The sequence below is a fragment of the Pseudomonas sp. SZ40 genome (assembly GCF_052958135.1).
This window is the reverse complement of sequence record NZ_JBQWIF010000031.1, coordinates 26,119-46,328: the sequence shown is the minus strand read 5'-3', so window position 1 is coordinate 46,328 and position 20,210 is coordinate 26,119. Positions and strand designations below refer to the sequence as shown.

Annotated in this window: 19 protein-coding genes; 10 read left to right on the top strand and 9 right to left on the bottom strand. The window is 62.1% G+C overall.

The features are described 5' to 3' along the window. Positions 1–58: 58 nt before the first annotated feature. The 6 genes from ACT9T4_RS20680 to ACT9T4_RS20655 all read right to left on the bottom strand — a co-directional run bounded on the left by ACT9T4_RS20680 (position 59) and on the right by ACT9T4_RS20655 (position 6,423). Positions 59–913 carry a DUF6279 family lipoprotein gene (locus tag ACT9T4_RS20680; RefSeq protein WP_179537584.1) on the bottom strand — a complete coding sequence of 285 codons (855 nt, stop codon included), beginning with the start codon at positions 911–913 and terminating at the stop codon, positions 59–61. A gap of 117 nt (positions 914–1,030) precedes the next feature. Next, positions 1,031–2,086 (bottom strand): AbrB family transcriptional regulator, encoded by a 1,056-nt coding sequence (locus ACT9T4_RS20675; protein WP_042555055.1) that lies wholly within the window; start codon positions 2,084–2,086, stop codon positions 1,031–1,033. Continuing rightward, the gene (locus ACT9T4_RS20670; protein WP_179537585.1) at positions 2,079–3,593 is read right to left on the bottom strand and encodes a tripartite tricarboxylate transporter permease; all 1,515 of its coding nucleotides are present in this window, start codon (positions 3,591–3,593) and stop codon (positions 2,079–2,081) included. The genes ACT9T4_RS20675 and ACT9T4_RS20670 overlap by 8 nt, the downstream gene beginning before the upstream one ends. A 3-nt stretch (positions 3,594–3,596) precedes the next feature. After that, positions 3,597–4,055 (bottom strand): tripartite tricarboxylate transporter TctB family protein, encoded by a 459-nt coding sequence (locus ACT9T4_RS20665; protein ID WP_042555053.1) that lies wholly within the window; start codon positions 4,053–4,055, stop codon positions 3,597–3,599. A 90-nt stretch (positions 4,056–4,145) separates the two neighbouring features. Next, positions 4,146–5,129, bottom strand: a complete 984-nt coding sequence (locus ACT9T4_RS20660) for a Bug family tripartite tricarboxylate transporter substrate binding protein (RefSeq protein WP_042555052.1) — start codon at positions 5,127–5,129, stop codon at positions 4,146–4,148. A gap of 28 nt (positions 5,130–5,157) precedes the next feature. Next, positions 5,158–6,423 carry an OprD family porin gene (locus ACT9T4_RS20655; protein ID WP_042555051.1) on the bottom strand — a complete coding sequence of 422 codons (1,266 nt, stop codon included), beginning with the start codon at positions 6,421–6,423 and terminating at the stop codon, positions 5,158–5,160. Between the two features lie 235 nt (positions 6,424–6,658). Here ACT9T4_RS20655 and ACT9T4_RS20650 point away from each other — a divergent pair, with 235 nt between their 5' ends. Continuing rightward, on the top strand, positions 6,659–7,330 hold the full coding sequence (locus ACT9T4_RS20650) for a response regulator (protein WP_042555050.1): 672 nt from the start codon (positions 6,659–6,661) through the stop codon (positions 7,328–7,330). Further along, a complete protein-coding gene (locus tag ACT9T4_RS20645; protein ID WP_499118725.1) occupies positions 7,323–8,714 on the top strand; it encodes a sensor histidine kinase in 1,392 nt (463 codons plus the stop codon). Before ACT9T4_RS20650 ends, ACT9T4_RS20645 begins: the two co-directional genes overlap by 8 nt. Positions 8,715–8,763: 49 nt before the next feature. Here the strand turns inward: ACT9T4_RS20645 and ACT9T4_RS20640 are convergent, their stop codons facing one another. Together ACT9T4_RS20640 and ygfZ are read right to left on the bottom strand one after the other, a co-directional pair. Further along, positions 8,764–9,600, bottom strand: coding sequence for an HDOD domain-containing protein (locus ACT9T4_RS20640; RefSeq protein ID WP_042555048.1), 837 nt, complete (start codon positions 9,598–9,600; stop codon positions 8,764–8,766). 48 nt (positions 9,601–9,648) lie between these two features. Then, the gene (gene ygfZ, locus ACT9T4_RS20635) at positions 9,649–10,590 is read right to left on the bottom strand and encodes a CAF17-like 4Fe-4S cluster assembly/insertion protein YgfZ (protein WP_042555047.1); all 942 of its coding nucleotides are present in this window, start codon (positions 10,588–10,590) and stop codon (positions 9,649–9,651) included. A gap of 197 nt (positions 10,591–10,787) precedes the next feature. Between ygfZ and ACT9T4_RS20630 the strand changes: the two genes are divergently transcribed. Next, on the top strand, positions 10,788–11,042 hold the full coding sequence (locus tag ACT9T4_RS20630) for an FAD assembly factor SdhE (protein ID WP_042555046.1): 255 nt from the start codon (positions 10,788–10,790) through the stop codon (positions 11,040–11,042). Next, positions 11,026–11,478, top strand: a complete 453-nt coding sequence (locus ACT9T4_RS20625) for a protein YgfX (RefSeq protein WP_499118722.1) — start codon at positions 11,026–11,028, stop codon at positions 11,476–11,478. The genes ACT9T4_RS20630 and ACT9T4_RS20625 overlap by 17 nt, the downstream gene beginning before the upstream one ends. Here ACT9T4_RS20625 and nadB read toward each other — a convergent pair. After that, on the bottom strand, positions 11,447–13,063 hold the full coding sequence (nadB, locus tag ACT9T4_RS20620; protein ID WP_499118720.1) for an L-aspartate oxidase: 1,617 nt from the start codon (positions 13,061–13,063) through the stop codon (positions 11,447–11,449). The two genes, ACT9T4_RS20625 and nadB, sit on opposite strands and share 32 nt — an antisense overlap. Positions 13,064–13,535: 472 nt before the next feature. Between nadB and rpoE the strand changes: the two genes are divergently transcribed. From rpoE to lepB, 6 genes are all read left to right on the top strand, one after another. Next, complete coding sequence (rpoE, locus tag ACT9T4_RS20615) at positions 13,536–14,117, top strand: RNA polymerase sigma factor RpoE/AlgU (protein ID WP_013792331.1); 582 nt, start codon at positions 13,536–13,538, stop codon at positions 14,115–14,117. 31 nt (positions 14,118–14,148) lie between these two features. Next, positions 14,149–14,745, top strand: coding sequence for a sigma-E factor negative regulatory protein (locus tag ACT9T4_RS20610; protein WP_042555043.1), 597 nt, complete (start codon positions 14,149–14,151; stop codon positions 14,743–14,745). Positions 14,746–14,756: 11 nt separating this feature from the next. Then, positions 14,757–15,710 carry a MucB/RseB C-terminal domain-containing protein gene (locus tag ACT9T4_RS20605; RefSeq protein ID WP_499118718.1) on the top strand — a complete coding sequence of 318 codons (954 nt, stop codon included), beginning with the start codon at positions 14,757–14,759 and terminating at the stop codon, positions 15,708–15,710. 160 nt (positions 15,711–15,870) lie between these two features. Further along, entirely contained in the window at positions 15,871–17,259 is a 1,389-nt protein-coding gene (locus ACT9T4_RS20600; RefSeq protein WP_419761288.1) for a DegQ family serine endoprotease, read from the top strand. Positions 17,260–17,481: 222 nt separating this feature from the next. Next, entirely contained in the window at positions 17,482–19,281 is a 1,800-nt protein-coding gene (lepA, locus tag ACT9T4_RS20595) for a translation elongation factor 4 (protein ID WP_042555040.1), read from the top strand. A gap of 5 nt (positions 19,282–19,286) precedes the next feature. Next, positions 19,287–20,141 (top strand): signal peptidase I, encoded by an 855-nt coding sequence (gene lepB / locus ACT9T4_RS20590; RefSeq protein WP_042555039.1) that lies wholly within the window; start codon positions 19,287–19,289, stop codon positions 20,139–20,141. The last annotated feature ends 69 nt before the right edge of the window (positions 20,142–20,210 follow it).

Here is a 20,210-nt window from a genome sequence, read left to right as displayed (position 1 = left end):
GGGCTGCTGACGTTTCAGCGCGGCGGTGCGTCAAACGTCAACAGATCCCAAAGGCTGATCAGCCAGTGCAGATCTGGCCTGCCAGATCGCTTTGTATGGATGCGAAGCGTTTGGCCGCCTGAGTTCGCTGTTTGTCATCGGCGGCGGCCAGCAGGTCACTGAGCAGGGCGGCCATGGCCTGGCGTGATGCGGCGTAGGCTTGCTTCGCCTGCTCGTCATGGGCGCCGCGTCGGTTCTCCAGTACGTGAGTCATGCGCTCGGGGAAGTCCGCTTCATTGCGTGCGTCCAGCACGCTACGAAACTCATCCTGCCAGCGCGCACGATTTTCCAGCCACTGGCGATTCTGCTCGCGGCGCTCGCTGGCCCAGGCGGCGATTCGTGCGCGTTGTGCATCATTCAGTTTTCCGAACCAGGGCGTCAGGCGTTTCTCCAGGCGCTCGGCACGCTCGCTGATCTGGGTTTCCAGGGGCGGCTCGAGAAACTCCTGGCGATCTTCGAGGTTGTCCTTGTCCATGCGCGCATAGAGGCGCTGCACCTGCTCCGGGCGTAGGTCACGCAGCAACGAAACCGCAGTGGAATTGGTCTCTTGCACGATGGCGTGAAATGCCTGCTCGGCGTCGAGCATCTGCGCTTCGAGCTGTCCTGCGTCGGGTGCGGGCTCTTGCAGCAGGCCCTGGGTGCGTTGCAGCCAGTCCACGTAACGCGGCAGCTCGGCACTGCAATGCCAGTCGAGGTGCGCTTGCAGGCGCGGCTTGAGCCAGGCTTTTTGCTGCGAGTCGAGATCCAGGTACTGATTCACTCGCCAGGGAATCACCCAGTCGAGATTGCGATAGGCCAGGCTGGTCTGGCTGCAGGCGCTCACCAGCAGGCCGATCGCCAGCAACAGGGACAGGCTTTTCAGATAACCAGTCATGTATCAACGCCTCTTCGCGAGTACTCCGGAAGACGAGAGTACGTCAGCGATGTGGACAGCGGTCGGTCTGACATATTTGGCTAAAAAAGAGCCCGGTATCGACCGGGCTCTGCTGTTTCAGGTGAGTGGCAGGCGCCTCATCCACAGGCGGAACAAAGGTTCGGCCAGAAACATCACCATGAACAGGCGCAACGCCTGCAGTGCCGTCACCAGCGCTACCGACAGGTGCAGGGCTTCGGCGGTCAGGCACAGTTCGGTGATGCCGCCGGGCATCATGCCGAGCATCAGCGACACCGACTCGATACCGGCCAGCCAGCCGAGGGCGGTACCGAGCAGCGCAGTGCCTGCCATGGCCAGCAAGGTGAACAGCAGCACGCGAGCCAGAAAACCGGGTGCACTGCGAAAGAAGGCTCGGTCGAAATGACAACCCAGAGCGCAGCCGATCAGCCATTGGCCGAGCTGGCCGAGCCATTGCGGCGTGCCGATATGCAGATCGAACGCCACGCTTGCCGCAGCGCACAACGTCAGCGGGCCGAGCATCCACGGGTTGGGCTGCCCCAGGCGGCGCCAAAGCACCGCCAGCAGAGCACCTGCAGGCAGCAGAATCGCCAGCCAGAACCAGTCCACCGCTGCTGCAGGCGGTGGCTCCATGCTCGGTAGCCCCCAGGTGAACAGGGCCGGAATCAGCAGGATCACCATCAGCAGGCGCATGCTGTGGGCGGCGGCGATGCGGGCCGGTTGTGCACCGTGGCGCAGCGCCAGATTGACCATTTCACTGGCGCCGCCCGGCATGCTGGCGAAGAACGCCGTGGCACGGTCGACACCCGAGCGGCGCAGCCCGGCGATACCGATCACGCTGAGCGCCAGCGTGGCGACCACACCGACGGCAATGACCGCCAGGTTGCCCACCACCTGCTCCAGCACTTCCCCGGTGAAATGCAGGCCTATACCCGCAGCCACCAGCCATTGACCGACCTGCCGTCCGCCGGGCATTTCCCGGCTGAGAACGCCAGAGCAGCGCAGGGCGATCACCGCCAGCAGCGAACCGATTACCCAAGGCAAAGGCCAGCCGACGAGGCTGGCCAGGTAGCCACCGAGTGCGCCAACCAGTGGCGTGGGCCACCAGTTGCGCAGGTGCTTCGGGTTGTCGTGCGGGTCGACGCTATCAGGCATTGGCCGCTTCGGCCTTGCGTAGACTGCGTCGACGCCAGCTGCGGTAGAAGGGCAGGGCGATCATCGCCACGATCAGTGTCCACACGCCCCAGGTGATCGGGCTGGCGAACAGAATGCCCAGCTCGCCATTGGAGATCGACAGCGCACGACGCAGGTTCTGCTCCATCAGGCCACCGAGGATGAAACCGAGCAGAATCGCCGAGAGCGGGAAGTCCATCTTGCGCAATATGTAGCCGGCGACGCCGATACCGATCATCAGGAACAGATCGAACGCGGTGGCGTGCACGGCGTAAACGCCAATCGAGGTGATGATGGCGATGGCCGGCACCAGGGCCCAGTACGGCACGGCGAGGATCTTGGTGAAGATCTTGATCATCGGCACGTTCATCACGATCAGCATGATGTTGGCGACGAACAGCGAGGCGATCAGGCCCCAGACGATGTCCGGCTGGTCGCGGAACAGCAGCGGGCCAGGGGTGATGTTGTACAGCGTGAGGGCGCCGAGCATCACTGCGGTGGTGCCGGAACCGGGTACGCCGAGGGTCAGCATCGGCACCATGGAGCCGCATGCCGAGGCGCTGTTGGCGGTTTCTGGTGCGGCCAGACCGCGCAGGTCACCTTCGCCGAACTTGTTGTCCTTGGTGGCCAGGCGTTTTTCGCTCATGTAGGCCACGGCACTGGCCAGGGTCGCACCGGCGCCCGGCAGGATGCCCAGACCGAAGCCGACTGCGCCGCTGCGCAGGTTGGTGGCCAGCACCGACATGCCTTCCTTGAGGTTGAACAACATGCGGCCCTTGGCTTCGATGGCTTTCTGGCCATGGTGAGTGCGCTCGAGCAGAACGAGGATCTCGCTGACCGAGAACAGACCAAGCACCAGCACCACGAACTGGATGCCGTCGGCCAGGCCGAGGCTGCCGAAGGTGAAACGGTACACGCCACTGTTGGAGTCGATACCGACACAGGACAGGAACAAGCCGATGCAGGCGGCAATCGCGGTCTTCATCGGTTTGTTGCCGGCCATGCCTGCCAGACAGACGATGGCGAACACCATCAGCACGAAGTACTCGGCGGGGCCGAAGGCGACCGCCCAACTGGCCAGCAGGGGCGCGAAGATCACCACACCGCAGGTCGCCATCAGACCACCGACGAACGAACTCCAGGCGGAGATCGACAGGGCCACGCCCGCTTTACCCTGACGTGCCAGCGGGTAGCCGTCGAGGGTGGTCATCACGGCCGATGCTTCGCCCGGGATGTTGAGCAGGATCGAAGAAATACGGCCACCGTATTCACAGCCCAGGTACACGGCTGCGAGCAGGATCAGCGCGGTTTCCGGCGGCAGGCCGAGGGCGAAGGCGATGGGGATCAGCAGTGCCACGCCGTTGATCGGGCCCAGGCCCGGTAGCAGGCCGACGATGGTGCCGATCAGGGTGCCGCACAGTGCGGTGAACAGGTTGTAGGGGCTCAGGGCGACGCCGAAGCCCTGACCCAGGTAGCTAAAGGTATCCACGGATCAGATCTCCAGAGAGGACAGGATGCCGAGAGGCAGGGGAACGTCGAGAATCTTGTCGAATAGCAGGTACAGGCCGACCGCCAGCACCACGCCGGAAATCACGCTGGCGACCCAGGTACCTTCGTACAGGCGGGCCATGGCGATGCCGAAGATCAGGCTGGCCGGCACGAAGCCCAGCGGCTCGAACAGCGCGGCGTAGATGGTGAGGATCACCACGCAGCCAACCACCTTGCGGATCACGTGCTTGTCGAGCGGTGGCTCATCGCTGTGCGACGTGCTGCCGGACGGCTTCTTGACCAGCAGATAGATGGCGCCCAGACCCATGAGGATCAGCAGCAGCAGCGGGTAGGCGCGAGGACCGACCGGCTCGTAGGAGAAGGGCGCGTGATAGCCCCAGGCGACGATGCCCAGCGCGACGCAGGCGAGCAGCAGCACCACGCCGAAAATGCGTTGTGACATGAGGAAATCCTCGTTTTTTAGCAATGGCAAAAGCACCCCCTGGGCAATGCCCAGAGGATGAAAGGAGTCGTATGTGGTTGGCGCCGCGTGTTACTGCTGGATCAGGCCGAATTCCTGGGCCAGTTCCTTGTACTGGGCGACTTGCTTCTTCACGTAGCCGTCCAGCTCTTCGCCAGTCATGGCGAATGGGTACAGCTCGCGGTCTTCACGCAGCTTGGCGAAGTCTTCGGAGGCCAGCAGTTGGTCGAAGGCGTTCTTCCACCAGGTGTAGGCTTCTTCGCTGACCTTCGGGCCGAGGTAGAAACCACGGATTACCGGCCAGACCACATCAAAGCCCTGCTCTTTGGCCGTCGGGATGCTGGACACCACGCTGCCTGGCAGGCGCTCTTCGGAGAACACCGCGAGAATGCGCATGTCACCGCTTTCGATGTGTGGAACGGAGTCGGAGATGTCGGTACTGGCAACCTGAATGTGGCCGCCGAGCAATGCGGTGGCCAGCTCGCCACCACCTTCCATCGCCACGTAGCGCAGCTCGCGTGGGTCGATGCCAGCTGCGCGGGCGATCAGTGCGGTCTGCATCCAGTCCTGGCTGCCCACTGTGCCGCCGGAACCGATGACGACCTTGCCCGGGTTGTCCTTGAGCGCCTTGACCAGATCGTCCAGGGTCTTGTACGGCGAGTCCTTGCGTACCGCCAGGGCGCCGTAGCTGGTGCCGACACCGGCCAGCCACTTCACGGCGTTTTCGTCGAAACGGCCGAACTTGCCTTGAGCCAGGTTGAGCAGCGAACCGCTGGAGAAGGCCGTGATGGTGCCCGCATCGGCAGGGCGCTGAGCAACCACTGCGTTGTAGGCCACTGCACCCACGCCGCCAGGCATGTAGGTCACACGCATCGGCGACTTCAGCAGCTTGCTTTCCACCAGGGCGCTTTGCGCCAGTTTGCAGGTCAGGTCGAAGCCACCGCCAGGCGCCGCCGGTGCGATGCACTCGGGGCGGCGCGGCTCATCGGCCAGCAAGGGGCCGGCGAAGGCCATGCAGGCGGCTGTAAGGGCTATACGGGTGAACGTAGTTTTCATGAAAGATCCCTCTGGTTTTTATTTTGAGTTACCAAATCGGCATGGTGTAGCCGACGATGATTCGATTTTCGTCCGCATCCCGGGCGAAATCGGAGCGGAAGCTGGCATTGCGCAGACGTACATAGACGTCTTTCAGGGCGCCGCTCTGCACCACGTACTTGATTTCGGTGTTGCGCTCCCATTCGCCGCCGGTCTGGTCGCTGCCAGTGATCTTGGCATCGTCACCGCTGATGTAGCGGGTCATGAAGCTCAGGCCCGGAATGCCGACCTTGGCGAAGTCGAAGTCGTAGCGCGCCTGCCAGGAGCGCTCGTCGGCGTTGGCGAAATCGTTGATCTGCACGAAGTTGACCAGGAACGGGTCACTGCCATCGATGTAGGCGAAGCCGGTGTCGCCGCTCATGTCCTGATAGCCCAGGCCGAACTTGTGGCCGCTGATGGCATAGCTGACCATGCCGTTGAGGGCGCGGTTGTCGACCTTGCCGGCCTTGGCGGCGCCGCTGTCATCGCTCAGCGTCAGGCGCAGATCGGAGGACAGAGTACCGCCGCCCAGCGCGTGGCTGGTTTGCAGGCCGAAGAAATGCTGGCGATAGATATCGTCCAGGTCGGCGAAGTAGTAGCGACCCGTCACGCCTTTGGTGAAGGTGTAATCGAAACCGGCCAGATCCAGATGATCGGCCGTGATGTTGCCTGCATAGCGCCCGTTCTTGCTGTTGAGCACGATGTCTTCGGAGTTGGTGGAAGCGCGGTCGATGACCTTGTCCAGGCGCCCGCCCGTGAAGGTCAGGCCGTCCAGTTCGGAGGAGGTGAGCAGGCCACCTTCGAACACCTGTGGCAGCAGGCGGCTGTCGCTGGCCTTGACCACGGGCAGCTCGGGAATGTGCGAGCCATAGCGTAGCTCGGTTTCGGAGACCTTGACCTTGGCAGTCAGGCCCAGGCGGGAAAACTCATCCGGCGTGCCGCCGTCGTCCTGAACCGGAAGCAGGTCGGTGCCGGTGCGGCCGCCGCCTGAGTCCAGCTTGACACCCAGCATGCCCATCGCATCGACACCGACACCGACGGTGCCTTCGGTGAAGCCGGAACGCAGGTCGAGCAGGAAACCCTGACCCCATTCCTCGCGCTTGTTCTGGCCGGTGCCTTCGCGGAAATCACGGTTCAGGTAGATATTGGTAGTGGTCAGGCTGGCGGAGCTGTCTTCGATGAAGGCGGCGTGAGCCATGGGGGCGAGCAGGGCGGTTGGCAGTGCGAGGCTGAGCAGGCTCAACGACGAAATAGCCTGACGGGGGGCGGTCGGCATGCGTGGTAACTCCATTGTTATTTTTGTCACGACCGCACACCACTGTGCAGGTCGTTCTATGAGCGGATCTGGCCGCTCTGCGGTGATCCTAGAAGTGCAACCTTTCGCCAACCTTTCAGCGGGGAAAGTTGTTGCCTGTGTGCCGCTGTCGCACGCCGTAACTGCCAAGTTCGCGCGCGAACGGTAAACTCTTGCCACACATGGCGGTCAGTCATGGTTCGGTGTGGAGGTTGCAGTGCGAATTCTGCTGGTCGAAGATCATCCGCAATTGGCGGCGAGCGTTACCCAGGCGCTCAAGAGTGCCGGTTGGACAGTGGATGTTCTGCATGATGGCGTGGCCGCGGACTTGGCGCTGAGCAGCGAGGAATACGCCTTGGCGATCCTCGACGTGGGGCTGCCGCGCATGGACGGTTTCGAGGTGCTGGCGCGCCTGCGCGCACGGGGCAAGACCGTTCCGGTGCTGATGCTCACCGCGCGTGGCGAGGTCAAGGACCGGGTGCACGGCCTCAATCTGGGGGCCGACGATTATCTGGCCAAGCCGTTCGAATTGAGCGAGCTGGAGGCGAGGGTCAAGGCCCTGCTGCGACGCAGCATGCTGGGTGGTGAACAGCAGTTGCGCTGCGGTGATCTGGTCTATGACCTGGATACCCGGCGCTTCACGCTGCTCGAGGAGAGCCTCAATCTGACGTCCCGCGAGCAGGCCGTGCTCGAGGCGATGATCTCCCGACCGGGGCGGGTCATGAGCAAGGAGCAGCTGGCCTCGCAGGTCTTCGGTCTGGATGAGGACGCCAGCGCCGATTCCATCGAAATCTACGTTCACCGTCTGCGCAAGAAGCTCGAGGGCGGCTCGGTACGCATCGTCACCTTCCGTGGACTCGGCTACCTGCTGGAAGCCACGAGTGGATAGGCCAGGCAGCCTGCGTGGCCGGCTGATCCGGCGCCTGGCTCTATTGTTCACGGTGATTCTGCTGGTCAGTAGCCTGACCGCCTACTGGAGTGCCCGGCACGCCGCCGATACGGCTTACGACCGCACCCTGCTGGCATCTGCCCGGGCGATTTCCGACGGCCTTTATGCCGTGGAAGGGATGTTGAGTGCCAACGTGCCCTACATCGCGCTCGACACCTTCGCTTACGACAGTGCCGGACGTATCTACTATCAGGTGCTAGGCCCCAAGGGGGAGCTGGTGTCGGGCTACGAAGACCTGCCCGCCGCGCCGCCGGATACTCCGCGCACCAATGATTATCCGGCCCTGGCCAAGTTCTATGACGGTGATTACCGCGGCCAGGGCGTGCGTGTGGTGAGCTTCCTGCAGCCGGTGAGCGAGCCGGGCTATAGCGGCGTCGCCGAGATTCGCGTGGCGGAGACCCAGGGTGCCCGGGAGCGCATGACCCGCGATCTGCTGTTCGGCACGTTGTGGCGCATGGGCCTGCTGTCGATGAGTGCGCTGCTGCTGGTCTGGCTTGCCGTGAGTGCCGGCTTGCGCCCGCTGGAAAGCCTGCGCCGTACGGTGGCGGCGCGCAGCAGCGACGATCTGCGCCCGCTGCCCGACGGCGACATGCCCCGGGAACTGCGCCCTCTGGTCAATGCGCTGAACCAGTTCAATGACCGCCTGCGCGGGCTGTTCGAGCGTCAGTCGCAGTTCATTGCCGACGCGTCCCACGAATTGCGTACACCGTTGGCGGCGCTCAAGGCCCGGGTCGAACTCGGCTTGCGTGACCAGCAGCCCGAGGTCTGGCACGCAACGCTGGAAGACGCCGCGCTGAATGCCGATCGCCTGACGCATCTGGCTAACCAGTTACTGTCCCTGGCGCGTATCGAAAGTGGTGCGCGAGCGATCGCCGAGGGTGGCGCGCTGCGTCTGGACCTCAGTCAGCTGGCCCGCGAGCTGGGCATGGCCCTGGCGCCATTGGCTCATTCCCGTGGGGTCGCCCTGGCGCTGGAGGCCGAGCAGCCGGTATGGATCCGCGGCGAGCCGACGCTGCTCAACGAGTTGCTGTGCAATCTGGTCGACAACGCCATGGCTTACACCAAGGCGGGCGGCAACGTGATCCTGCGCGTACTGGAGTCGGGCGTACTGGAGGTAGAGGATGATGGCCCAGGCATTCCCGAGGAGGATCGGGAACGGGTGTTCGAACGCTTCTATCGGCGTCAGGCCCATGGGCTGGGTGCTGGCCTCGGGTTAGCCATCGTTGGCGAAATCTGCCGTGCCCATCGTGCCGCCATCAGCTTGCACCAGGCCAGCCCCCAGGGCTTGCTGGTGCGTGTGGCGTTTCACGGCGAGGCGGATTAGAGCGCTACCGTTTCAGGGCAGGGGCGAGCACTGGCTCGCCCCGTGGCTGTCACTGCAGCATGGCCATGGCCGCGTCCATGGCTGCGGACAGATCTTCGTCCGAATGAAGGTCCATGTCAGGCTTGATACCCAATTTGGCGAAAGCCGGAATCCGATTCCAGTCCAGTTGCGTGTAGGGGTGTGGCGTACCGATGAAGCTTTGCAGGGTGGCTACCTGGACCAGGTCCACATAGTCGACCTTGGCGCTGTCGCGGCTGAAATTCAGGTACTGGCCGGGCACGCAGGCGATCATTTCCGGGAATTCCCAGGTGCGCAGGATCTTGTCACCGATGATCGGATGGATCTGCTCGATCACATGGTTGAGGCTGATCGAGTCGGCCAGCAGCTCGCTGTGCTCTTCGGCGTAGGTGAGGATCGGCAGCACGCCAATCTGATGCACCAGCCCGGCCAGGGTCGCCTGATCCGGCATCAAGCGGGTGTAGTGGCGGCTCAGTACGTGGCAGATACCGGCGATCTCGGTGCTCTTGTTCCACACTTCGCGCATCTTGCGGTCGACCACGTCGGTGGTGGCCTGGAACATCTGCTCCATCGCCAGGCCGGTGGCCAGGTTGCAGGTGTAGTTGATGCCGAGACGGCCGATCGCCATCTGCAGGTCGGTGATTTCGCGGTTGGTGCGCAGCAATGGGCTGTTCACCACCTTGATGATGCGTGCAGTCAGGGCCGCGTCGTTACCGATGACCTTGCTCAGCTCCGGGATGCCTACGTTGGGATCTTCCGCTGCCTCGCGAACTTTCAGGGCGACCTCGGGCAGGGTCGGGAGAACCAGCTCATCGTTGTCGATGGCCCTGGTGAGATCCAGTTGGACTTTCTCGGCGAGTTTGCTCATGAAATTCTCGTTATCGGCAGAGTGGTGGCGGACTGAGCGCAGTGTACGTCAGCGCTGGATCTCGCGGTTGCTGTCCAGCGTGTACGGCAGGTCCAGCAGGTCGAGCGGCAGGCCTTCCGGTGTGCCGAGATGGATATTGCCATCGTTGGCCGCATCCTCCTGCAGCACGGCCAGCAATTCCACGCCCGTTGCGCTGGGCGCAGCCAGCACCACTTCGCCAACCGAGCTGCGGTGTACGGGGGAGAACAGTTCGGCGCCTGGTTGCGGCGCCTGGTCGGTGTTCAGGGTCAGGCGATAGAGGCGCCGCTTGAGCTTGCCGAGGTACTGCATGCGGGCAACGATTTCCTGTCCGGTGTAGCAGCCCTTCTTGAAGCTGACGCCGCCGACTGCCTGCAGGTTGATCATCTGCGGGATGAACAGCTCGCGGGTCGCGCCGGTCACCTGGCCGATACCCGCACGGATCTGCGCCAGCAGCCAGTCGTTGAGCGTCCCCTGAGGCAGTCGCTCACTCAGTTGCAGGCGAATGCCTTCAGCCTGCTCGGCCGGCGTCCAGAGTTCTGCACGGCCATCGCTCAGGCGGATGGCCAGCAGGCTCTCGGTACTGGCGACGCTGTCGGTTTCCGCAGCGAGCTCCAGGCCCAGTGCCTGCAGCGCGCCTTCGCCACCGCTCAGGCCGAAGCGAACCCAGGCCTCGCTTTCATCGCCGAGCTTGGCCTTGGAAAACACCACGTATTTCTGCAGGTCGGCGAGTTGCGCCTCCAGCAGGTCACGATCCATGGCCAGCAGGAAGCCTTCGGCCACGCTGACGATACGGAAGCTGGAGAGCATGCGCCCTTTTGGCGTGCAGCGAGCGCCCAGGCTCGAGCCGCTGGCGCCCAGATAGTTGATGTTGCAGGTGATCTGGCCCTGCAGGAATTTCCCGGCATCGGGGCCGCGCACGGCAAGGATGCCTTCATGGGTGAGTGGGCAGAAGAAAGCGCTATCGGCCATGGTCGAGAGAATCGCAGGCAGAGAATGAGGTTGCCATGATAAGAGCAGCGGCGAGCCTCAAGCTACAGGCTTCGGTGGGAAAAAACGCTGGCCGACGGCAGGTCATGAGTCTGGCACTGCGCTCGACCTGCACCCGTCACGGCCGCGCACGCTTGCAGCTCTTGTTATACTGCCGGCTCTTTTCCAGGAGCAGCCCCATGGTCGACGCCACTGAACTCAATCGCCTCTTCTGGCACAGCCGACGCGGGATGCTCGAACTGGACGTGTTGCTGGTGCCCTTCGTGCGCGAGGTGTACGCGACGCTCAACGACGAGGATCGCGCTCGCTACCGCAAGCTGCTCGAGTGCGAGGATCAGGACATGTTCGGCTGGTTCATGCAGCGCGGCGAGCCTGAAGACGCGGATCTGCGCTACATCGTTCGCATGATCCTGGACCGTGTCCAGCCCAAGTAAGCGCTTCGAGTGTCACTGGCAGCCGTCGCGGCGGTTGCTGGAAGTCTACCTATGCGCCCAGGCGTTGGCGCTGCTGACCCTTCTACTGATCGATATCCCGCTCCGGGTGCGAATTTCGGCGCTGCTGCTGCTCGCCGCCCACGCTGCCTGGGTTCTGCCGCGGCACGTATTGCTGAGCAGCCCCGCTGTCTTTTGCGGGCTGCGTCATGATGATCTGGGCTGGCAGGCTCGCCGCGAGGCGGGTGACTGGCTGCCTGTCACCCTGCTACCCGACAGCATCGCGCTGCCGTGGCTGGTGATCGTGCGGTTCCGCCTGCCTGGCGAGTACCGGGTCCGCAGCCTTTGCCTGCTTGCCGACAGCATGCCCCACGACGCCCACCGGCGTTTGCGGGTGCACCTGAAGTTCAGCCGTCAGCGTTGGCGGGTCGCAGAATAGTGTCCCGCGCCTGCGCCAGCAGGTCCGGATAGTCCAGCGTGTAGTGCAGGCCTCGAGATTCCTTGCGCTCCATGGCCGAGAGAATCATCAACTCGGCCACCTGTGCCAGGTTGCGCAGTTCGATCAGATCCCGACTGACCTTGTAGTTGCTGTAGAACTCGTCGATTTCGTCGAGCAGCAGGCGCACGCGATGCTGGGCGCGCTGCAGGCGCTTGGTGGTCCGCACGATGCCGACGTAGTCCCACATGAAACGCCGCAGCTCGTCCCAGTTGTGGGCGATGATCACGTCTTCATCCGAGTCGGTGACCTGGCTGGCGTCCCAGGCGGGCAGCTCCGCAGGCATCTGCACCTGATCCAGATTGGCGACGATGTCGGCGGCCGCCGAGCGCGCATAGACGAAGCATTCGAGCAGGGAGTTGCTGGCCATGCGATTGGCCCCGTGCAGGCCGGTGAAGCTGGTTTCACCAATGGCATACAGGCCGGGCACATCGCTACGCCCAGCCTGATCGACGAGCACGCCGCCGCAGGTGTAGTGCGCCGCAGGTACCACGGGAATCGCCTGCCGGGTGATGTCGATACCGAACTCCAGGCAGCGCTGATGAACGGTCGGGAAGTGGCTTTTGACGAAGTCCGTGGGCTTGTGGCTGATGTCCAGGTAAACGCAGTCGACGCCCAGGCGCTTCATTTCATGGTCGATGGCGCGGGCGACGATATCTCGCGGTGCCAGCTCTCCGCGTGGGTCGAAGCGCGGCATGAAGCGCTCGCCATTGGGCAGGCGCAGCAGGGCGCCTTCGCCGCGCAGTGCCTCGGTGATCAGAAAGCTTTTGGCCTGGGGGTGATAGAGGCAGGTTGGGTGGAACTGGTTGAATTCCAGATTGCCGACCCGGCAGCCGGCGCGCCAAGCCATGGCGATACCGTCACCGCAGGCGCCGTCCGGGTTGCTGGTGTAGAGGTAGACCTTGGCTGCGCCGCCCGTGGCAAGAATGACGAAACGCGCGTGATGGGTGTCCACTTCACCGCTGCGTCTGTCCAGCACGTAAGCGCCCAGGCAGCGCTGGCCCTCGCGACCGAGCTTGCGTTCGGTGATCAGGTCCACGGCGACGCGCTGCTCGAGCAGCTCGACATTGCTGCGCTGGCGGGTACGTTCGAGCAGGGTGTTGAAGATCGCAGCGCCGGTTGCATCGGCCGCATGGATGATCCGTCGATGGCTATGGCCACCTTCGCGGGTCAGGTGGAACTCGAAACCGCCGTCCTCGCGATCGTGTTCATCGTCGCGGGTGAAGGGCACGCCCTGATCGATCAGCCACTGGATGGCCTCGCGGCTGTGCTCGACGGTGAAGCGCACGGCGTCTTCACGGCACAGGCCGCCGCCGGCATTCAAGGTGTCGTCTACATGCGAGTCGACCGTGTCGCTGCCGTCCAGCACCGCTGCCACGCCACCTTGCGCCCAGTACGTCGAGCCATTGGCCAGCTCACCCTTGCTCAGTACGGCGATGCTCAGGTGTTCGGGGAGCGTCAGGGCCAGGGTCAGGCCAGCGGCGCCGCTGCCGATGACCAGGACGTCGTGCTGGAAATGTTGGCTCATTATTCGAGTAATCCGCTGGGTGCCGCCCACTAGTATATAGAGGGGGGCAGCGGCACAATAGCCAGTCCGGTGGGTTGTCTCGAGCAGAAGGTGTATCGTTGCGAGCTGGCGATGTGCCTGCCAAGGTTGTCTGTCGTAAAGTGGTGCTGGAGCTTCATATGCTCCTCTATGGCCAGGATGAACTTTTTTAGTAGTCAAGGTTCTATAGCGGAGTCGCCCCGGAGAGGGATTATGTCTGGTGGCTCGAGCGAATGAAGGTCGCGTCAGCGGGGTTCGTTTCGACAGTCAGGCGATCTAAGACTATTCGCGCAGCAGGGACATAGCTCTGGTGCGCTGTTTCGTGCAAAACCAGAAAATGTTTTGCGGGAAGCTTGTTCGGAGGGGGAGAACTTTTGCACATGGCTCGAGTCTATTTTTGCAGATCGATCCTCTGGCAGACGCAGATCTCCTACGAGCTCAACGAGGAGTATTCATGCTAACCCAGGAAGAGGATCAGCAGCTGGTCGAGCGCGTTCAGCGCGGTGACAAGCGAGCGTTTGATCTGTTGGTGCTGAAGTACCAGCACAAGATTCTCGGGTTGATCGTGCGGTTCGTGCACGACACCCATGAAGCTCAGGATGTGGCGCAGGAAGCTTTTGTAAAAGCTTATCGGGCGCTGGGAAACTTTCGCGGTGACAGTGCGTTCTATACATGGCTGTACCGCATCGCCATCAACACGGCGAAGAATCATCTGGTGTCTCGCGGTCGGCGACCACCGGATAACGATGTAAGCGCAGAGGATGCAGAGTTCTACGACGGCGATCATGCCCTCAAGGACATCGAGTCTCCCGAGCGTGCGTTGTTGAGGGATGAAATCGAGGCAACCGTGCATCGGAGCATCCAGCAACTGCCAGAAGATTTACGAACGGCGCTAACGTTACGTGAATTTGATGGTCTGAGTTACGAAGACATTGCGAGCGTCATGCAATGTCCTGTTGGCACCGTGCGTTCGCGAATCTTTCGGGCGCGTGAAGCCATCGACAAGTCCCTGCAACCGCTGTTGCAGGAAGCCTGAGACAGCGGCGACAGCCAAGAGAGGAACCGCTATGAGTCGTGAAGCCCTGCAGGAATCGCTGTCCGCGGTGATGGATAACGAAGCGGATGAACTTGAACTTCGGCGTGTGCTCGGTGCGAGCGACGATGCCGAGTTGCGTGCTACCTGGTCGCGTTACCAGGTCGCCCGTGCCGTGATGCACAAAGATCTTCTTGTGCCACGTCTGGACATCGCCGCAGCCGTTTCCGCTGCCCTGGAAAACGATGTCACGCCAGTGATGCAGGAAGACAAGAAGGTCGTACGTGGCCCTTGGCGCAGCCTCGGTCGTGTAGCTGTTGCAGCTACCGTAACCGTTGCAGTGCTGGCCGGTGTACGCTTCTACAATCAGGACGATGTTGCAGGAGCCCAGCTGGCTCAGCAGCAGACTCAGCCATCCATCGCTCTGCCGCAGGCTCAAGGGCCGGCGATTCTGGCGGGTTTCAACACTTCGGATGAACAGCCGAGCGTGGAAACCGTGTCTGCAGAAGGCGAAGGCTGGCATGAGCAGCGTCTGCCCGAGTACCTGCGTCAGCATGCTCAGCAGTCCGCTCCTGGCGCTACCGAGAACGCACTGCCGTTCGCCCGGTCCGCGAGTGTAGAAGAGCGTTAAGAAGGACGCGCATGCGCTTCATTCCCGCTACTTCCCTGGTGCTCGGCAGCTTATTGGCAATCCCCGCCTTAGCTGCCGACGCTCAGGACTGGTTGCAAAGGCTTAACAAGGCCGAAAGTAGCCAAAGCTTTCAGGGCACCTTCGTTTACGAGCGCAACGGCACTCTCTCAACCCACAGCATCTGGCGTCAGGTCGAGCCGGGTGGAGGTGTGCGCGAGCGGCTGTTGCAGCTCGATGGTGCCCCTGAGGAAGTGCTTCGGGTCAATGGCCAGGCGCAGTGCGCCAGTGGCTCTTCATCCGCGGAGCTGGTCGATGACCAAGCCTGGCCGAACCATGACCTGAACACCGAACAGTTGGGTGAGTGGTACGAGATGCGAGTGACGGGTGAATCACGTGTCGCGGGGCGTCCTGCGGTGGTTCTCGGGTTATTGCCGCGTGATCAGTACCGATATGGCGTGGAGCTGCATCTGGATCGTGAAACGGGTCTGCCCCTGAAGTCGTTGCTGGTAAGCGATAAGGGCGTGTTGCTCGAGCGCTTCCAGTTCACCCAGCTCGATACCGCGCAAGCGCAACCCGCCAAGGTGCTGCAGCCCTCAGCTGATTGCGCACCTGTACGCCTCGTCAAAGCCGACAAGAAGCGGCCAGAACTCTGGCGCTCCGACTGGGTTCCGCCTGGTTTCAGCCTCAGCGCTGTCACTCAACGTCGAAGCCCCGCCTCCACAGATAACGTCGACTGCCTGATCTACGATGACGGGCTGGCGCGTTTTTCCGTGTTCCTCGAACCTCTGCATGACGCCACGGTCGCCGATGCGCGTAGCCAATTGGGCCCAACCGTGGCCGTTTCGCGACGCCTGACAACTGATGATGGAGATGTCATGGTTACGGTCGTGGGAGAAATTCCGCTTGGAACGGCGGAGCGCGTCGCCATGTCGATGCGCGCTGACGATGTGCATGCAACTCCGTAAGGGTCGGTGATAACGATCTCGGACGATTTTGCCGCTGTATCGTCATGTTCTGTTTTACCGATGGCCCCCGCAGGGGGGCTCGTTTGTTCTGGATGGGGAAGAATCTGTAATGTCGATGCCTAGCCTGAAAACCTATGCGGCCGCGCTATTCGCGGTGTTCATGATGGGGCAGTCCATTGCTGCGCATGCGCAGTTGCCGGACTTCACGCCACTCGTCGAAGCCGCTTCGCCCGCCGTGGTCAATATCAGCACCCGGCAGAAAGTGCCGAACGCCGTTGCCAGCAGTGGCGGGTTGTCCGTTCCGGATCTGGAAGGTCTGCCGCCAATGTTTCGCGAGTTCTTCGAGCGCAGCATTCCCCAGCAGCCTCGTTCGCCCGGTGGCGGTGGTCGTCAGCGTGAGGCTCAGTCATTGGGCTCGGGTTTCATCATTTCCAAGGATGGCTACATCCTGACCAACAACCATGTGGTCGCCGATGCCGATGAAATCATCGTGCGTTTGTCCGACCGCAGTGAGCTGGAGGCCAAGCTGATCGGTACCGATCCGCGCAGCGACGTCGCTCTGCTCAAGGTGGAGGCCAACGACCTGCCTACCGTGAAGCTCGGCAACTCCGACAACCTCAAGGTCGGTGAGTGGGTGCTGGCCATCGGTTCTCCGTTCGGCTTCGATCATTCGGTGACCGCCGGTATCGTCAGTGCCAAGGGCCGCAGCCTGCCCAACGAGAGCTATGTGCCGTTCATCCAGACCGACGTGGCGATCAATCCCGGCAATTCGGGTGGCCCGCTGTTCAATCTGGATGGCGAGGTGGTGGGTATCAACTCGCAGATATTTACCCGCTCCGGTGGTTTCATGGGGCTGTCCTTCGCCATTCCGATGAGCGTGGCGATGGATGTGGCCGACCAGCTGAAGGCCAGTGGCAAGGTCAGTCGCGGCTGGCTGGGGGTGGTCATCCAGGAAGTGAACAAGGATCTCGCCGAGTCCTTCGGTCTGGAGAAACCGGCCGGTGCGCTGGTCGCTCAGGTGCTTGAAGACGGCCCGGCCGCCAAGGGCGGTTTGCAGGTCGGGGATGTGATTCTCAGCCTGGATGGCAAGCCGATCATCATGTCTGCCGATCTGCCTCATCTGGTGGGTGCATTGAAGCCAGGCACCAAGGCCAATCTGGAGATCGTCCGCGAAGGTGCGCGCAAGACCCTGAAGCTGGCAGTCGGTACCATGCCCGCCGATGATGGCGATGAAGCTACCGAAAGCGCTACCCCAGGCGTGGAGCGCAGCAGCAACCGCCTGGGCGTGAGCGTCGCCGAGCTGACCGAAGAGCAGAAGAAGGCTCTGGATCTGAAAGGCGGTGTGGTCATTCGCGAAGTGCAGGACGGTCCTGCAGCACTGATCGGTCTGCGTCCTGGTGACGTGATCACTCACCTGAACAATCAGGCTATCGGGTCGGCGAAGAACTTCACCGAGGTGGCTCAGTCGCTGCCGAAGAACCGTTCGGTCTCCATGCGCGTGTTGCGTCAGGGCCGGGCCAGCTTCATCACCTTCAAGCTGGCCGAGTAGGCCAGGCTGAACAGTCGCTCTGGTTGATGATCAGGAAGGGGTGATGAAAATCGCCCCTTTTTCATGTCCGTGCGCAGCGATTTTTTGTTTCCGCGAGTGCTCCCGAGGCTAAATAGCGCCTTCATGCGCTTGTCCTGACGTGACGTAGGGGCAAGCACTCGGTTAAACTTCGCGGCTATTTTCGGCGGGCAGTCGCCTGCGGCCTTTTTCGAGTGTTGTCCTGTGAGTGACCTGAGTCATATCCGCAATTTTTCCATCATTGCCCACATTGACCACGGCAAGTCGACACTGGCTGACCGGTTCATCCAGATGTGCGGCGGTCTGACCGCGCGCGAGATGGAGGCTCAGGTTCTCGACTCCATGGACCTGGAGCGCGAGCGCGGCATCACCATCAAGGCCCACAGCGTCACCCTGTACTACAAGGCGCAGGACGGCATTACCTATCAGCTGAACTTCATCGATACGCCAGGGCACGTCGACTTCACCTATGAGGTGAGCCGCTCGCTGGCTGCCTGTGAAGGCGCGTTGCTGGTCGTCGATGCGGGTCAGGGTGTCGAGGCGCAGTCGGTCGCCAACTGCTACACCGCCATCGAGCAGGGGCTGGAAGTCATGCCCGTGCTGAACAAGATGGATCTGCCCCAGGCCGACCCGGATCGCGTCAAGGAAGAGATCGAGAAGATCATCGGTATCGACGCCACCGACGCCGTTGCCTGTAGCGCCAAGAGCGGCATGGGCGTCGACGAAGTGCTCGAGCGCCTGGTGCACACCATCCCGGCGCCGACCGGTGAGATCGACGCGCCGCTGCAAGCGCTGATCATCGACTCCTGGTTCGACAACTACCTGGGCGTCGTTTCCCTGGTGCGTGTACGTCACGGCCGGGTGAAGAAGGGCGACAAGATTCTGGTCAAGTCCACTGGCAAGGTGCACCTGGTCGACAGCGTGGGTGTGTTCAATCCCAAGCACACCGCGACCGCGGATCTCAAGGCCGGTGAAGTGGGCTTCATCATCGCCAGCATCAAGGACATTCACGGCGCACCGGTGGGCGATACCCTGACCCTCAGCTCGACGCCCGACGTCGAAGTGCTGGCGGGTTTCAAGCGTATCCAGCCACAGGTCTACGCCGGACTGTTCCCGGTCAGCTCCGATGACTTCGAGGACTTCCGCGATGCACTGCAGAAGCTGACTCTCAACGACTCGTCATTGCAGTACCTGCCGGAGAGCTCCGACGCCCTGGGCTTCGGCTTCCGTTGTGGCTTCCTCGGCATGCTGCACATGGAAATCATCCAGGAGCGCCTCGAACGCGAGTACGACCTGGACCTGATCACCACCGCACCGAGCGTTATTTTCGAGGTGGTGCTCAAGACCGGTGAAACGATTTACGTCGACAACCCGTCCAAGCTGCCGGATGTTTCCTCGGTGGAGGATTTCCGCGAGCCGATCGTTGCTGCGACCATTCTGGTACCGCAGGAACACCTGGGTAACGTCATCACCCTGTGTATCGAGAAGCGTGGCGTTCAGCGCGACATGCAGTTCCTCGGCACCCAGGTTCAGGTTCGCTACGACCTGCCGATGAACGAAGTGGTGCTCGATTTCTTCGATCGTCTGAAGTCCACCAGCCGTGGTTACGCCTCGCTGGATTACCATTTCGACCGCTACCAGTCGGCCAATCTGGTCAAACTGGACGTGTTGATCAACGGCGACAAGGTCGACGCCCTGGCGCTGATCGTGCACCGTGACAACGCCCACTACAAAGGGCGTCAGTTGACCGAGAAGATGAAAGAGCTGATCCCTCGGCAGATGTTCGACGTTGCCATCCAGGCCGCCATTGGCGGGCAGATCGTCGCGCGTACCACTGTCAAGGCATTGAGAAAGAACGTTCTGGCCAAGTGCTACGGCGGTGACGTGAGTCGTAAGCGCAAGCTGTTGGAAAAACAGAAGGCCGGTAAGAAGCGCATGAAGCAGGTCGGCAACGTGGAAATTCCGCAGGAAGCCTTCCTTGCTGTACTCAAGTTGGATAGTTAGGGCCTATGTCATTTAATTTTCCGCTGTTGCTGGTCATCGCCGTCGCCGTGTGCGGCGCTCTGGCTCTGTTCGATCTGGTCTTTCTGGCGCCCCGGCGTCGCGCGGCGATCGCCAGCTATCAGGGCAAAGTCGAGCAAGCCGACGAGGCAGTGGTCGAGAAACTCAACAAGGAGCCGTTGCTGGTCGAATACGGCAAGTCGTTCTTTCCGGTACTGGCCATCGTGCTGGTGCTGCGCTCCTTCTTGGTCGAGCCGTTTCAGATCCCGTCCGGCTCGATGATTCCGACCCTCGAGGTCGGCGATTTCATCCTGGTCAACAAGTTCGCCTACGGCATTCGCCTGCCGGTGCTGGACACCAAGGTGATCGAAGTGGGTGACCCGCAGCGCGGCGACGTCATGGTGTTCCGCTATCCGAGCGACCCCAACGTCAACTACATCAAGCGCGTGATCGGTCTACCGGGCGATCATGTGCGCTATAGCAGCGAGAAACGCCTGTTCGTCAATGGCAAGCCGGTCGCCGAGCAACTGATCGGCGAAGAGCCGGGCAGCCTGGGCAGCGCCACGCTGTACAGCGAGCATCTGGGTGAAGTGGAACACCGCATCCGCAAGGAAATGAGCCGCTACCGTGCCGAGCCAGGCAAGGAGTGGACGATTCCCGAGGGGCACTACTTCATGATGGGCGACAACCGCGACAACTCCAACGACAGCCGCTACTGGAACGACCCGAGCATTCCCAAGGATGTACTGGGCATGGTTCCGGATCGCAACATCGTCGGCAAGGCGTTCGCCATCTGGATGAGCTGGCCGGATCCGAAGTTCAAGAGTCTGCCGAACTTCTCCCGCGTTGGGCTCATTCACTGATCTGATGAAAATTTGCGGCGCTGTTCAATACGGCGCCGCCAGCTATCTATAGTCTTCTCATGCGCCTGA

Excerpts from the sequence above, each read along its gene's own strand:
- ACT9T4_RS20680 (WP_179537584.1), bottom strand. The coding sequence starts at position 913 with ATGACTGGTTATCTGAAAAGCCTGTCCCTGTTGCTGGCGATCGGCCTG.
- ACT9T4_RS20675 (WP_042555055.1), bottom strand. The coding sequence starts at position 2,086 with ATGCCTGATAGCGTCGACCCGCACGACAACCCGAAGCACCTGCGCAAC.
- ACT9T4_RS20665 (WP_042555053.1), bottom strand. The coding sequence starts at position 4,055 with ATGTCACAACGCATTTTCGGCGTGGTGCTGCTGCTCGCCTGCGTCGCG.
- ACT9T4_RS20660 (WP_042555052.1), bottom strand. The coding sequence starts at position 5,129 with ATGAAAACTACGTTCACCCGTATAGCCCTTACAGCCGCCTGCATGGCC.
- ACT9T4_RS20655 (WP_042555051.1), bottom strand. The coding sequence starts at position 6,423 with ATGCCGACCGCCCCCCGTCAGGCTATTTCGTCGTTGAGCCTGCTCAGC.
- ACT9T4_RS20640 (WP_042555048.1), bottom strand. The coding sequence starts at position 9,600 with ATGAGCAAACTCGCCGAGAAAGTCCAACTGGATCTCACCAGGGCCATC.
- ygfZ (WP_042555047.1), bottom strand. The coding sequence starts at position 10,590 with ATGGCCGATAGCGCTTTCTTCTGCCCACTCACCCATGAAGGCATCCTT.
- ACT9T4_RS20630 (WP_042555046.1), top strand. The coding sequence starts at position 10,788 with ATGGTCGACGCCACTGAACTCAATCGCCTCTTCTGGCACAGCCGACGC.
- nadB (WP_499118720.1), bottom strand. The coding sequence starts at position 13,063 with ATGAGCCAACATTTCCAGCACGACGTCCTGGTCATCGGCAGCGGCGCC.
- rpoE (WP_013792331.1), top strand. The coding sequence starts at position 13,536 with ATGCTAACCCAGGAAGAGGATCAGCAGCTGGTCGAGCGCGTTCAGCGC.
- ACT9T4_RS20610 (WP_042555043.1), top strand. The coding sequence starts at position 14,149 with ATGAGTCGTGAAGCCCTGCAGGAATCGCTGTCCGCGGTGATGGATAAC.
- ACT9T4_RS20605 (WP_499118718.1), top strand. The coding sequence starts at position 14,757 with ATGCGCTTCATTCCCGCTACTTCCCTGGTGCTCGGCAGCTTATTGGCA.
- ACT9T4_RS20600 (WP_419761288.1), top strand. The coding sequence starts at position 15,871 with ATGATGGGGCAGTCCATTGCTGCGCATGCGCAGTTGCCGGACTTCACG.
- lepB (WP_042555039.1), top strand. The coding sequence starts at position 19,287 with ATGTCATTTAATTTTCCGCTGTTGCTGGTCATCGCCGTCGCCGTGTGC.